This window comes from Curtobacterium sp. MCBD17_023 (genome assembly GCF_003224415.1).
Lineage (GTDB): Bacteria > Actinomycetota > Actinomycetes > Actinomycetales > Microbacteriaceae > Curtobacterium.
In genome coordinates this window covers 14,252-27,323 of sequence record NZ_QKLJ01000007.1, presented here as the reverse complement: position 1 = coordinate 27,323, position 13,072 = coordinate 14,252, and the positions used below count along the sequence as shown (strand labels likewise).

General features: G+C 72.4%; 10 protein-coding genes. 3 read left to right on the top strand and 7 right to left on the bottom strand.

Annotated elements, in window-relative coordinates; genetic code table 11:
* Positions 1-68 precede the first annotated feature (68 nt).
* The 5 genes from DEI84_RS10090 to DEI84_RS10070 form a co-directional block, all read right to left on the bottom strand.
* The gene (locus DEI84_RS10090; protein WP_110890726.1) at positions 69-893 is read right to left on the bottom strand and encodes a hypothetical protein; all 825 of its coding nucleotides are present in this window, start codon (positions 891-893) and stop codon (positions 69-71) included.
* A 59-nt stretch (positions 894-952) separates the two neighbouring features.
* On the bottom strand, positions 953-3,196 hold the full coding sequence (locus DEI84_RS10085; RefSeq protein ID WP_258371754.1) for an APC family permease: 2,244 nt from the start codon (positions 3,194-3,196) through the stop codon (positions 953-955).
* A 238-nt stretch (positions 3,197-3,434) separates the two neighbouring features.
* Positions 3,435-4,028 (bottom strand): PadR family transcriptional regulator, encoded by a 594-nt coding sequence (locus DEI84_RS10080; protein WP_110890725.1) that lies wholly within the window; start codon positions 4,026-4,028, stop codon positions 3,435-3,437.
* Positions 4,025-4,879, bottom strand: a complete 855-nt coding sequence (locus DEI84_RS10075; protein WP_110890724.1) for a DUF4097 family beta strand repeat-containing protein — start codon at positions 4,877-4,879, stop codon at positions 4,025-4,027. Before DEI84_RS10075 ends, DEI84_RS10080 begins: the two co-directional genes overlap by 4 nt.
* A gap of 82 nt (positions 4,880-4,961) precedes the next feature.
* On the bottom strand, positions 4,962-5,627 hold the full coding sequence (locus DEI84_RS10070) for a YitT family protein (protein ID WP_110890723.1): 666 nt from the start codon (positions 5,625-5,627) through the stop codon (positions 4,962-4,964).
* 61 nt (positions 5,628-5,688) lie between these two features.
* Here DEI84_RS10070 and DEI84_RS10065 point away from each other — a divergent pair, with 61 nt between their 5' ends.
* The 3 genes from DEI84_RS10065 to DEI84_RS10055 all read left to right on the top strand — a co-directional run bounded on the left by DEI84_RS10065 (position 5,689) and on the right by DEI84_RS10055 (position 11,493).
* Positions 5,689-7,128: a PLP-dependent aminotransferase family protein gene (locus DEI84_RS10065; RefSeq protein WP_110890797.1), complete on the top strand. Its 1,440-nt coding sequence runs from the start codon at positions 5,689-5,691 to the stop codon at positions 7,126-7,128.
* A gap of 188 nt (positions 7,129-7,316) precedes the next feature.
* On the top strand, positions 7,317-8,015 hold the full coding sequence (locus DEI84_RS10060; RefSeq protein WP_110890722.1) for a DUF6518 family protein: 699 nt from the start codon (positions 7,317-7,319) through the stop codon (positions 8,013-8,015).
* A gap of 97 nt (positions 8,016-8,112) precedes the next feature.
* Positions 8,113-11,493 carry an efflux RND transporter permease subunit gene (locus tag DEI84_RS10055; protein WP_110890721.1) on the top strand — a complete coding sequence of 1,127 codons (3,381 nt, stop codon included), beginning with the start codon at positions 8,113-8,115 and terminating at the stop codon, positions 11,491-11,493.
* Between the two features lie 88 nt (positions 11,494-11,581).
* Here DEI84_RS10055 and DEI84_RS10050 read toward each other — a convergent pair whose 3' ends face one another.
* Both DEI84_RS10050 and DEI84_RS10045 read right to left on the bottom strand, forming a co-directional pair.
* A complete protein-coding gene (locus DEI84_RS10050) occupies positions 11,582-11,839 on the bottom strand; it encodes a hypothetical protein (protein WP_110890720.1) in 258 nt (85 codons plus the stop codon).
* A 158-nt stretch (positions 11,840-11,997) separates the two neighbouring features.
* A complete protein-coding gene (locus tag DEI84_RS10045) occupies positions 11,998-13,011 on the bottom strand; it encodes an alpha/beta hydrolase (protein WP_110890719.1) in 1,014 nt (337 codons plus the stop codon).
* Between the last annotated feature and the right edge of the window lie 61 nt (positions 13,012-13,072).

The window sequence follows — 13,072 nt, the reverse complement described above, 5'->3', positions numbered from 1 at the left end:
ACGACCGGCGAACGGACAGGCGACGCCGGACCGGCGCCAGTCCGGCGCCATCCGGCGCCAGTCCCGCGTCAGACCGGCGTCGCCGTGTACCGCACCAGGTCTCCGCCGACGTCGCTCGCCGCGATCGGGACGACCCGGCCGCCCCGCTCGATCCAGAGCGTGTTCGCCTGTTCGTCGAGCCGGTCCACCGGGTGCAGGGCCCCGTCCAGCAGCACCGAGGCGCTCACGCGGACCCGTCCGGACGCGGGTCGCGGCGGCAGCCCCGGCACGTCGTCGGCGTACTCCGGGTACTCGCCGGGGGCCAGGAGCGGCGCCACGGGCGTCGTCACGACCTCCACGCCGGCAGCACCGGTCGACGTGCGGTGCGCCGGTGCTGTCCCGCCCAGGTCGTCGCCGTCGCGCCCCGCGACGGTCACGACCACGAGCCGCACGGCCTGGTCCATCGGCAGTGGGACGTCGACCTTCGGGGCCTCCGCCGTCCCAGCCAGTGCGCGGAACGCGGGCCGCCCGTCGGAGCCGAGGTGGGCCTCCTGGCCGTCGATGCGGACCCGGCCGCGCCCTCGCGAGTCGGCGTAGACCCCGGGCTCCAGCCCGGAACGGCGGGCGTCCAGGAGGCTCACCACGACCCGGTCCGGCCGGTACCAGTCCCGGAGCGTGGCCGGGTCCACCCAGCCGATGCTCGCGACGCCGCGCGTCAGTTCGGCGGAGTCGTCGGCGGCGCGCTCGTCGAGCGCGCCGAGCGGGTGCTCGCCGCGCACCGCGACGAGCCCGTCGTAGCGGCCGTCCGGCGAGACCGGCGGGCGGTGGTCGAGCACCTCGACGCGCTTCGAGACCTTGCCGCCGTGTCCGTCGAAGGTCGCGAAGGTACGGAGGTCCTCGGGCACGGTGGTCATGGGGTCACATGGTACGACCGGACACCGTCACGCGGGGTCATCGCTCGACCGTGCTCGGCTCAGGCGCGGTCGTCCGGCGTGTGCGGAACCGGCGGGGCGGTCGGGACGAGGGAGCGGATCTCACCCGTGCAGGTCGCGGGGTCGACGCCCTCCGCGGGGCCGGCCGGTCGCGTCGCTCGGCGCGAGGGGGTGCCGGCGTTCGCGAGCTTCTGCGGTTCCAGGCTGTTGCGCTGGGCGGAGCGGATGAGCCGGTCCTCCTCGGCCTCCGAGCGGAAGACGCCGTGCGGCGACCGGCGGAGGGCGGGGCGGACGGGCTCGCCGCGGCGGTCCTGCCCGGGGAAGGGGCGGGAGCGCTTGCCGTAGAGCAGCTCCGACGAGTCGAGCAGCCAGGGGACGAGCGCGACCGTGACGCCGTGCATGAGCAGCAGCTTCTTGCGGATGCGGCGGCCGCGGTGGTTGTGCAGCAGCCCCTCCCACCAGTGGCCGACGATGAACACCGGGGTGTAGACCGTGACGACCTCGGACCCGTGTTCGAGCCGGTGCGCCTTGATGTACTTGATGAGCGGCATCGAGATGTCGCGGTACGGGCTCGGCACCATCGTCAGCGGGACCTCGATGCCGTGCTCGGCCCACTGCTCCCGGAGGCGCGCGGCCTCGGCGTCGTCGATGGCGACGTGCACCGCCTCGAGGTCGGCGTGCTTCGCGGCGATGGCGTAGTCGAGCGCCTTCAGCACCGGCTTCTGCAGCTTGTTCACGAGGACGATGGCGTGGTCGCCCGTGGCGCCGAACTCGGTCTCCGCGTCGGCCGCGATCTCGTGCGAGACGTCGCGGTAGTAGCGGTTCACGCCGAGCATGAGCACGAACAGCACCGGCATGATCACGAAGACGAGCCAGGCGCCGTGCGTGAACTTCGTGATGGTGACGATGACGAGCACCACGAACGTGAAGGTGGCGCCGATCGAGTTGATCGTGAGGCTGCGGACGACCTGCCCGCGGTGCACGGGCTCCCCGGCGGTGCCGGCACGGTCGGCGCGGAGCAGGCTCACCCAGTGCTTGACCATCCCGCTCTGCCCGAGCGTGAACGAGACGAACACACCGATGATGTACAGCTGGATCAGGCTCGTGACGTTCGCCCGGTAGACGATGAGCAGTGCGGCCGCGACGAGCGCGAGCACGATGACGCCGTTCGAGTAGATGAGCCGGTCACCGCGGGTGGACAGCGCCTTCGGGGCGTAGGAGTCGCGCGCCAGGATCGAGCCGAGCAGCGGGAACCCGTTGAAGGCCGTGTTCGCGGCGAGGAGCAGCACCGCCGCCGTGGTCGCCTGGATGACGAAGAACAGGACCGAGTTGTTGCCGAACGTGGCTGCGGCGATCTGGGCGATGAGGGAACGCTGCGGTGTGGCAGCACAGTCCGCGAAGCCCTGCAGGTCGCACGCGTTCTCGGCGTAGTGCACGCGGGAGACGAGGGCGAGCGTGATGAGGCCGACGAACAGCACGATCGCGATGCCGCCCATGAGCACGAGGGTCTGCTGCGCGTTCTTGATCTTCGGGCGGCGGAAGGCCGGGATGCCGTTCGCGATCGCCTCGACACCGGTGAGCGCGGAACAGCCGGACGCGAAGGCCCGGAGGAGCAGGAGGATGAAGGCCGCCTGCGTGGTGTGCTCGATGTTCTCGACGGTGTAGCCGGCGGACTCGGCCACGGGCGCGTCCCCGGCGACGATGCGGACGAGGCCGGTCACGACCATCAGGAAGACGCTCGCCACGAACAGGTAGGTCGGGACGGCGAAGGCCTTGCTCGACTCGCGGACGCCGCGGAGGTTCGCGGCCGCCAGCAGCACGACGAACAGGAGCGCCAGCTCCACGCGGAACGGGTTGAGCATCGGCAGCGCCGAGATGATGTTGTCGACGCCGGAGGCCACCGACACGGCGACCGTCATCACGTAGTCGACGAGGAGGGCGCTCGCGACGACGAGCCCGGCCTTCTCGCCGAGGTTCCGGTGCGCGACCTCGTAGTCGCCGCCCCCGGACGGGTACGCCTTGATGAGCTGCCGGTAGGACGCGACGACGACCACGAGCAGCAGCACGACGAGCGCGGCCACCCAGGGGGCGAACGTCAGGAACGCCATCCCGCCGAGCAGCAGGATCATGAGCAGTTCCTGCGGTGCGTACGCCACGGAGGAGAGCGGGTCGCTGGCGAAGATGGGGAGCGCCAGGTGCTTCGGCAGGAGCTGCCCCTCGAGTTTCTCGGAGGGGAGCGGGTCGCCGATCAGTCGGGCTTTCAACGACCGGGTCTCGTTGGTCACGAGCGACGAACTTACTCGTTGGCGGGGCGAACGCAACACCGGAGGCCGGAACCGTATTCCCCCACGACCCGATGGGACGCAGAGAACCGCTCCGATCCGCGGATCGCCGCGGATCGGAAGGGTTCTCCTGTCCTTCTCTGAAGGAACGGACAGGTTCGACGGTCGGTGCTCCGGTGGCGGCCGGGAGGCCCGGACCGCGTCCGCCCCGCCGGACCGGTCGTCCTGGTGTCCGGTCGCGTCAGAACGACCCGCGCAGGGCCTCCAGGCCGTCACGGAGGCGCTGGACCGCAGCGTCGTCGAGCGTGCCGCGGGCTGCGCGGCGACGCAGGTCGGCACGGAGCTGCTGCCGGAACACGGCGACCGCCATCTCGGCGTCGCGGAGGGTCCGGCCGCCGGACCCCGTGACCGGTGCCGGCTCGGCGCCGGCGGCACCCGGGGTCCCCGTCGGGCCGCTGTGCTGCGCGGCGGCGAGGTCGGCGCGGAGCGACTCCATCGCGGCGCCGACCGACGCGCGGACGCCGTCGGCGAGCGACTTCACGCTGTCCGCGACACCGTTCTCGAGCTGGGCGACCTCGTCGGCTCGTGCGTCGAGCTCGGCGCGACCGGCCTCGGTGATCGCGTAGACGGTCTTCCGGCCGTCGGAGGTCTTCGTGACCAGGCCGTCCTCCTCGAGCTTGGCGAGCCGCGGGTACACGGTGCCGGCACTCGGGACGTAGGTGCCGCCGAAGCGGTCGCCGAGCGCGGTGATGACCTCGTAGCCGTGCATCGGGTGGTCGGCGAGCAGGACGAGCAGGTACAGGCGCAGGTGTCCGTGCGCGAAGACGGGGCTCATGCGACACCGCCCTGCTCGTCGGCGGTCGGGGTGGTGTCGGCGGCCGGGACTGGTGCCGGGCCGTGCACGATCGCGACGTCGCCGGAGACGGAGTTGACCCGGATGTCGACGTACGAGCCGGAGAGCTCCCCGTCGGTCCGGGTGTACGTGCCGCGGGTGCCGCGGAGCTCGGCGTCGTCGAACTGCAGGCGGCCGGTGGCGGTGGTGATGGTGCTCGTGTAGGCCGTGCCGTGCTCGAGTCGGACGTCGACCGGGCCGGAGACGGTGTTCACCTTCACGCTGTCCGGGGTGCCGTGCAGGTCGAGCACCACGGCGGACGAGACGGCGTCGGCCGAGAACCGACGGATCTCGCCGGTGGCGACGACGTCGCCCGAGACCGTCCGGAGCGTGACGGTGCCGACCTGGTCGCGGATCGTGGTCGTGCCGGAGACCGCGTGGACCTGGACGTCACCGATGACCGCGTCGACGACGACGTCCCCGGAGACGCTGTTGAGCACCGCGCCGCGCTCGGTGCCGGAGAGCAGGACGCCGGCGGAGACGACCCCGAGCGTGACCGTGACGTCCCGTGGCACGAGGATGCTGACGTCCGCGCGGGCGCCGCCGCCGCGGAAGGACTTGAGGAAGCCGAGGGGGTCGTCCCAGCGCATCTGGGGGTGGTCGACCGTCAGGGTGTCGCCCTCGATCTCCACCTTGATGGGCTTGCCGGAGACCTGGTGGATCTCCACGCGCGCGGTCGGCTCGTCGTGCGTGACGACGTCCACCTGCCCGCCGACCAGGCCCACCCGCAGTGCGCGGACGATCCCGGTGTCGATGACCTGCGGCTCGTCGACGAGCCATTTCTCCTGTGCCATGACTGCTCCTCGGTGTCGGACGGAATGCGATGTATCGCGTCTTTCGGAACACGATACATCGCGTCCTGTGCGGACGCCAGGGTCAGATCGAGACGTCGGGCAGACGGTCAGCGACCAGCGGGGCGGGAGCGGGTCCGGCCTCCCGGCCGGGGCTCCACGGGAACCGGCGGAACAGCGGCATGAGCGGCTGGACCAGCGGACCGATCGCGAACGCGGCGACCACCGTGCCGACGCCGACGTCCCCGCCGAGCAGCCAGCCGACGACGACGACCGTGACCTCCACGACCGTGCGCGCCACCCACACCGGCCAGCCGAACCGTTCGTGCAGCCCGACCATCAGGCCGTCCCGCGCGCCGGTGCCGAAGCCCGCGCCGATGTAGCACGCCGTCGCGACCGCGAGCAGGGCGATGCTCCCGACGAACAGCAGCACGCGACCGACCAGACCGGCCGGTTCGGGGACCAGCCAGAGGACCAGATCGGCCGCCGGACCGATCGCGAGGGCGTTGAGCAGCGTGCCGATCCCCGGTCGTTGCCGGAGCGGGATCCAGAACAGCAGGATCACCAGGCTGGACACGACCGTGATGACGCCGAACGACCACGGCAGGACGTTCTCCAGGCCCTGCGTGAGGACGGTCCACGACGAGACGCCGACGACCGCGCGGACCTGCAGTGCGACCGAGGCGCCGTAGAGGAACAGGCCGACGAGGAGTTGGACGAGACGGAGGGACACGGTGGAGGAGCGGGGCACGGTTCGAGCTTGGAACAGATTGGCCTGCTGGTCGAGAGCCAATCGTCCTACTGTGGACCCCGTGACCCCCGTCCTCCTCAGTGCCCGCTCCGCCGCCGTACTCCTGACGCACTGGCGTGCCGGCTCCGACGCCCCGGCGTACGAGGCGCTCGCCGACGCCGTGCGGGTCCTCGTCATCGACGGGCGCATCCCGCACGGCGCTCGCCTGCCCGCCGAACGCGGGCTCGCGGCCGCACTCGGCGTCTCCCGCACCACCGTCGCGAACGCGTACGCACGACTCCGCGTCGACGGCTTCCTGACGTCCCTCCGCGGGTCGGGCAGCGTCGTCCGCCTGCCGCTCGAGGGGCGCCCGGACCCCGAGGAGTTCGGCGGCGTCGTGCCCGCGGACGTGCTCGACCTGCGGAAGGCCGCCCTGCGGAGCGCCCCGGTCGTGGCCGAGGCCGTCGAACGCGCGATGCGGCACCTGCCGGCGGCGCTCGCCGGGATCGGGTTCGACACCGTCGGGGACCCGGGCCTCCGCGCGGCGATCGCGGAGCGGTACACGGCCCGGGGGCTGCCGACCTCGCCCTCCGAGGTGATCGTCACCGTCGGCGCCCAACACGCGATCGCGCTGCTGGCGCGGGTGCTCGTCGGGCGCGGTGACCCGGTGCTCGTCGAGTCGCCGACCTACCCGCACGCGCACGAGGCCCTCCGCGCTGCCGGTGGTCGGCTGGTGTCGGTCCCCGTCGACCCACGCGGCGGGTGGGACGAGGGCGTGCTCGACGCGACCCTGCGCCGCTCGGCGCCGACGATGGCCTACGTCATGCCCGAGCTGCACAACCCGACGGGCGCGACCATGCCGACGTCCACGCGGAGCGTCCTGCTCGAGGCCGCCGCGGCCGTCGGCACCGTCGTCGTGGCCGACGAGACGATGGGGGAGCTCCGCATCGACGGCCCGTCCGCGCCCCCGCTGGCCGCCGGGGCGCCGGGTGAGGTCGTGATGGTCGGTTCGGCGGACAAGGTGTTCTGGGGCGGGCTGCGGATCGGCTGGATCCGGGCTGCTCCGGAGCTCCTGCACCGCCTGCTCCTCGCGCGGCCGACGGGCGACCTCGGGACGCCGACGCTGGACCAACTCGTCGCGCGCGAACTGGTCCCGCAGACGGCGGCCGTCCTGGAGGCCCGGCGTCCGGCCCTGCGCGCGGGTCGCGACGGCCTCGTCGCCGCGTTGCGGGAACGGCTGCCGGAGTGGGACGTCCCGTCGCCGGCCGGCGGGTTGACCACGTGGGTGGGGCTCGGGCGTCCGGTGTCGACCGCGCTGGTCCTCGCGGCGCGGTCCGAGGGGGTCGTGCTCGCGTCCGGGGGCGTGTTCGGGCCGGACGGCGGGTTCGAGCGGTCGCTCCGCGTGCCGTTCACCCTGACCGCGGAGGAACGGGAGCGCGTGGTCGACGCCCTCGCGCGGTCCTGGGCACGGGTGGGCGGGGCGACCGTGGGCGCGCGGGGGTCGTCGGCGGCGGTGGTCTGAGGACGCACGCGTCTGTGGTCCGTGGTCTGTGGTCTGTGGTCTGTGGTCTGTGGTGCGCGGTCGGCCGCGTCCGTGGTGCGCGGACGTCCGCGTCCGTGGTCCGCGGTCGGCCGCGTCACTCCTGCGGAGGATGCCCATGCCCCTCCCGGGTGATGTGACGAGCGGACGGGCACGCCAGCATCGAGACCATGAACAGCACCCTGTCCTCTCCCGGTGTCGCCCGGGCCGCGTCGCCGACCGCTCCCGGGCACCCGAGCGGCAGTGCCGTGCCGCCGGTCGCCCGACTCACCATGGCGGTGACCGGGGCCGTGCTCGCCGGCGTCGCGACGAGCTTCGGGCAGGCGGTGCCCGAGCTGGCGTCCATCTCCAACGCGGCCGGGCCGTGGTTCGTCGTCGCCGTGCTGCTCGTGCTCGCCGCCGGGGTCGCTCGGGGGAGTGTCCGACCGCGGCTGCGGACCGCGCTCGCGATGGCGCTCGGCGTCGTGCTGCTCGAGCTCATGCACATCGGCTACTGGGCGACGACGAACCTCCGCGGCTACCCGGACTCGCTGTCGATCACCAACTTCTGGGTCGTGATGGCACTGCCCGCCGGGCTGCTCGCCGGTGCCGTCGCCGTCGCGCTCCGGTCTCCGGACGGCCGCTGGCGGGGTGCCGCCGCCGGTGTGACCGCTGCGGTCCTCATCGGCGAGGGCGCCCGCGCCCTGCTGCAGGTCGCCGCGACCACGGGGACCGCCACGTGGGTCGTCCAGATCGTGGTCGGGGTCGGCGTCCTCGTCGCCGGCATCGCGCTGGCCCGGTCGCCGATCGGCCGTGCGGTCGCGCTCGGGGTCGGCGTCGTCGGCTCGGTCGGCGTGCTCGCCGTGTACTCCCTGCTCGGCGCCGCCTGACCGGGAGGTCCCCGCCACACGTCCGGGTACCTGCACGTTCATCCCCAGGATGCACTTCGGCTGGGTGGATGCAGGACCGGGCTGCGAGGATCAGGGCGTGCACCTCCTCTCCGTCTTCAGTCTCCGGAACCGCGCCCTCATCGCCCTCGTGACGATCGTGGTGGCCGTCTTCGGTGGCGTCGCCCTGTCGAGCCTCAAGCAGGAACTCATCCCGAGCGTCGAGTTCCCGCAGGTCGCCATCGTCAGCGCCTACCCGGGGGCCACGCCGGAGGTCGTGTCGAACGACGTCTCGACGAAGATCGAGCAGGCGATCCAGGTCGTGCCCGACCTCGAGTCGACGAGTGCGACGTCGTCCACCGGGCAGAGCGTCGTCTCCGCCTCGTTCGACTACGGCTCGAACCTGGCCAGCGCCGAGGACAAGATCCAGACCGCGGTCAACGCCCTCTCGCTCCCCGACTCCGTACAGACGCAGATCGTCACCGGGTCCTTCGACGACCTGCCGGTGCTGCAGGTCGCGGTCTCGTCGTCCGGCAACCAGGAGGAGCTGGTCGACCGGCTGCAGGCGACCGCGATCCCCGACCTCGAGAAGCTCGACGGGGTCCGGCAGGCCGACGTGTTCGGCAACCCCGGGCGTCGCGTCGTCATCACACCGGACGAGGACGAGCTCGCGGCCCGGGGGCTCAGCCAGACGGCGATCTCGGACGCCCTCGACGACAACGGCACGCTGATCCCGGGTGGCACGATCACCGAGGACGGGTCGACCCTCTCGGTGCAGACCGGTGAGCGGATCGCGTCGCTCGAGGACATCCGCGCGTTGCCCCTCACCAACTCGTCCGGCTCGGGCGGATCGGACGCGGCGGACACCACGTCGACCGACACGACCGGCGCACCCGGCGCCGGTGCACCCGCCGCCGGTGGGCCCGCTGCCGGTGCGACGACCCCGGGTGGGACGACGACCGGTGGCGCGACCGACGCCGCACCCACCGACGCGGCCGCGACCCCTGCCGCGACCCCGACCGACACCACCCTCGGCGACGTCGCCGAGGTCGCGATCAAGGAGTCGCCGCGGACGTCGATCAGCCGCGTCGACGGCGAGCAGGCCCTGACGATCTCGATCACGAAGACGCAGGAGGCCAACACCGTCGACGTGTCGACCGTCGTCGGCGACGCGCTGCCCGGCATCGAGGCCAAGATCGAGGGCGACCCGCGCTTCACCGTCGTCTTCGACCAGGCGCCCTACATCCAGCAGTCGATCGACTCCCTGGCCGAGGAGGGACTGCTCGGCCTGGCCTTCGCGGTCGTCGTCATCCTGGTGTTCCTGCTCTCGGTGCGGTCCACCCTCGTGACGGCGGTCTCGATCCCGACGTCGGTGCTCCTCGCGGCGATCGGCATGCAGGCAGCGGGCTACTCGCTCAACATCATCACGCTGGCCGCGCTCACCATCGCGATCGGCCGTGTGGTGGACGACTCCATCGTCGTCATCGAGAACATCAAGCGGCACATGCGCCCCGGCGTCGACCGAGCGCAGGCCGTGCTCGACGCCGTCCGCGAGGTCGCCGGCGCCGTCACCGCGTCGACGCTCACGACCGTCGCGGTGTTCCTCCCCGTGGCCTTCGTCGCGGAACTCGTCGGGGAGCTCTTCCGGCCGTTCGCGGTGACCGTCACCCTGGCGCTCGTGGCCTCGCTGCTCGTGTCGCTCACGATCGTCCCGGTGCTCGCGTACTGGTGGCTGCGCCCGAAGAAGGCGAAGCAGGCCACGGGTGAGCAGGCCACAGTGGAGCAGGCCACAGTCGAGCGGGCCACAGCGGAGCGGGACGAGCAGACCGCGCACGCCGTGGGGCGTGCCGACGAGCCCGCCGTCCGTCCGACGTCCGAGGCCGCGCTCGCGTCCGCCGCGGACCTGCACGACGCCGGCACCTCGGACCGTCTCCGTCGCGTGTACCTCCCGGTGCTCCGCTGGGCCGTCCGGGCGCCGGTCGTCGTGGTCCTGCTCGCCGTCGTCGTCCTGGGTGGCACGGCCGCCGCGCTGCCGTTGGTCACCACGAACTACCTCGGGGACTCGGGGCAGAACACCTTCACCGTGACCCAGGACCTGAAGGCCGGTTCGAGCCTCGACGTCCAGTCCGACTCCGCACGACAGGTGGAGCGGGAACTGCAGGACGTCCGCGGCGTCGAGACCGTCCAGACCACCATCGGCACGAGCGGGCAGTCCATCCAGGCCGCGTTCGGCGGCGGCGGATCGGCTTCCGTGCAGTACGCGGTCACCACCGACGCGGAAGCCGACCAGCCGACGATCCAGGCCGACGCCCGGAAGCGGCTCGACGCCATCGACGGCGTGGGCGAGATCACCATCGCCTCGTCCGGTGGTGGGTTCGGCGGCAGCAGTGACATCGAGGTGGACGTCACCGCCCCGACGCAGGCGCAGCTCGAGACCGCCTCACGCAAGGTCCTCGCGACCATGCGTTCGGTCGAGGGCACCACCGGCGCGACGAGCAACCTGTCCGCGGCGGAGCCCTTCCTCGCCGTCCGGGTGGACCGGGCGAAGGCCGCCGACCTCGGACTCACCGAGACCCAGGTCGGTGGACTCGTGGCCGCCGCGGTGTCGCCACGTGACACCGGCAGCATCGAGATCGACGACGCCACGCTCGACGTGTACATCGCGAACCCGGACCCGCCGACGACCGTCGCGGCACTGCGCTCACTCGACGTGCCGACGAGCACCGGCACCGTGCCGCTGACGGACGTCGCGACGGTCGAGCAGTCCGAGGGGCCCACGACGGTCACGACGACGAACGCCGCCCGGACCGCCACGATCACCGTCACACCGGACGCGACGAACCTCGGGGCGGCCGTGCAGTCCGTCACCGCGGCGGTCGACGAACTCGACCTGCCGCGCGGTGCGAGCGCCTCCATCGGCGGTGTCGCCGCGAGCCAGTCGTCGGCGTTCTCGCAGCTCGGCCTCGCCGTCGTGGTCGCCGTGCTGATCGTCTACGTGATCATGGTCGCCACGTTCCGGAGCCTGCTCCAGCCGCTCATGCTCCTGGTCTCGGTGCCGTTCGCCGCGACCGGTGCGATCCTGCTGCAGGTCATCTCGGGCGTCCCGATCGGTGTCGCGTCGCTCATCGGGCTGCTCATGCTCGTCGGCATCGTCGTGACGAACGCGATCGTCCTCATCGACCTGGTGAACCAGTACCGGCGACGAGGCCTGCCAGTCCGGGAGGCGTTGCTCGAGGGCGCGACCCGACGCCTCCGACCGATCCTGATGACCGCGCTGGCGACGATCTTCGCGCTGCTGCCGATGGCGATCGGGCTCACGGGCAAGTCGGGGTTCATCTCCCAGCCGCTGGCCCTCGTCGTGATCGGCGGCCTGGTGTCATCGACGCTGCTGACGCTCGTCGTGCTGCCGGCGTTGTACGCCCTGGTCGAGGGTGCTCGTGAGCGTCGGGCGCAGCGGAAGGCGGCTCGCGCCGAGGCGTGATCAGCGGGGCGCGTCGCCGCTCATGCGGCGGCGTGCCCCTGCATGCATCGGGTCGTGCGACCGTGCGGCCGACGGCACGCAGACGGGGTCAGCGGCCGTCGGAGTCCTGGTCGAGCTCGCGGAACCAGGACACCAGCACGCACGTCACGGTGACGAGGAACACGACCGCCGCGACGGGTGTGACCACGGTTGCCTGCCCGACGGCGGCGCCGTACCAACCGGACGCCACCGTGACGAAGAAGGAGAGCCCCAGCAGGAGTTCCGCGGCCGTGCGGACCGACGTCCAGCTGCCGGTGCGGGCACGCACGGCGGAGGGGGTCGGGGCGGAGATCGAAGGGTGCGTCACCCGGCAAGCCTGACGATCCGTCGAAATCATCGACAGTCCCGCTCCGGGTGCCACCCGTGCGGGGCACGTCGCCCCGGAGCGTCACCCCGGAGCACGTCACCCCGGAGCACGTCACCCCGGAGGGCGGTCAGCGGGGCCGGACGGCGTCGGCGTCGGCGTCAGCCCAGGTTGTCGCGCAGGAACGCCGTCACCCGGCGGCTCATCGCCCGGTCGAGCTGCGCGATCGAGTGCGCCGACCCCTGCACAGCGACGAACGTCACCGGGACGCCGTGGTCGCGCAGGGTCGTCGCGAAGCGCTGCGACTCCCACAGCGGGATGAACTCGTCGGTGGAGTGCCCGATGAAGAACGGCGCGGTCTCCTGCGTCACCTGGTACATCGGCGACGCTCGTCCGGCCGCCGGGCACGACCGGTACGACTCGCACCCGAGGTACAGCAACTGCTTCCGCTGGAACGAGGCAGCGACCCCGTCCGCCTCGGTGGACCGGACGGTGAGGTCGGTCGGCCCGCTCAGGTCGACGACCGCCCGGATACGGGAGCCGTCTGCGTAGGCGCTCGACTCGTGGTCCTCGACGGCCAGGAGCGCGGCCAGGTTGCCGCCGGCGCTGCCACCGAACACCCCGACCCGGTCCGGGTCGACGTCGTACGTCTGCAGGGTGGTCGGCCGGAAGACGAAGTCGAGCGCGCGACGGACGTCGTCGAGACCGGCCGGGAACGGGTCGGTCGGTGCGAGGCGGTAGTCGACGTTGAACGTCACGAACCCCTCGGACGCCAGGAACTGACAGACCGACCGGTACGCCGCCGTGGCCTTGTCGCCGTGGGACCAGCTGCCGCCGTGGATCATCATCACGGCAGGGCGGGAACCGACCTCGACGCGGTCCGGCTCCTCGGCAGCCCGGGCGGTCGGCGTCGGCATCGGTGTGGGCGTGGACGTGCTCTCGGGCGGACTGTCGGCCGGCAGGCACACGTCGAGCTGCTGCAGGGGGTCCTGCCCGTACGGCACGTCCGGCACGACGTCGATGCCGTGGTACTCCAGCGACAGCGGGTAGATGACGGGGTCGGCGGTGACGGTGCTGTTCCCGTCCCCGGTCCCGTCGACGGTGCACGACGCCGCTGCGCCGACGACCGCGGCCGCGGCGACGAGCGCGAGCAGGGTACGGCGGCCGGACTTCATCGCCAGCCACGGTACATGGGCAGGCGGGGGTGCCAGGATGGGCACGAGATCCACAGGAGGA

Excerpts from the sequence above, each read along its gene's own strand:
- DEI84_RS10060 (WP_110890722.1), top strand. The coding sequence starts at position 7,317 with ATGAACAGCACCCTGTCCTCTCCCGGTGTCGCCCGGGCCGCGTCGCCG.
- DEI84_RS10075 (WP_110890724.1), bottom strand. The coding sequence starts at position 4,879 with ATGGCACAGGAGAAATGGCTCGTCGACGAGCCGCAGGTCATCGACACC.
- DEI84_RS10080 (WP_110890725.1), bottom strand. The coding sequence starts at position 4,028 with ATGAGCCCCGTCTTCGCGCACGGACACCTGCGCCTGTACCTGCTCGTC.
- DEI84_RS10090 (WP_110890726.1), bottom strand. The coding sequence starts at position 893 with ATGACCACCGTGCCCGAGGACCTCCGTACCTTCGCGACCTTCGACGGA.
- DEI84_RS10045 (WP_110890719.1), bottom strand. The coding sequence starts at position 13,011 with ATGAAGTCCGGCCGCCGTACCCTGCTCGCGCTCGTCGCCGCGGCCGCG.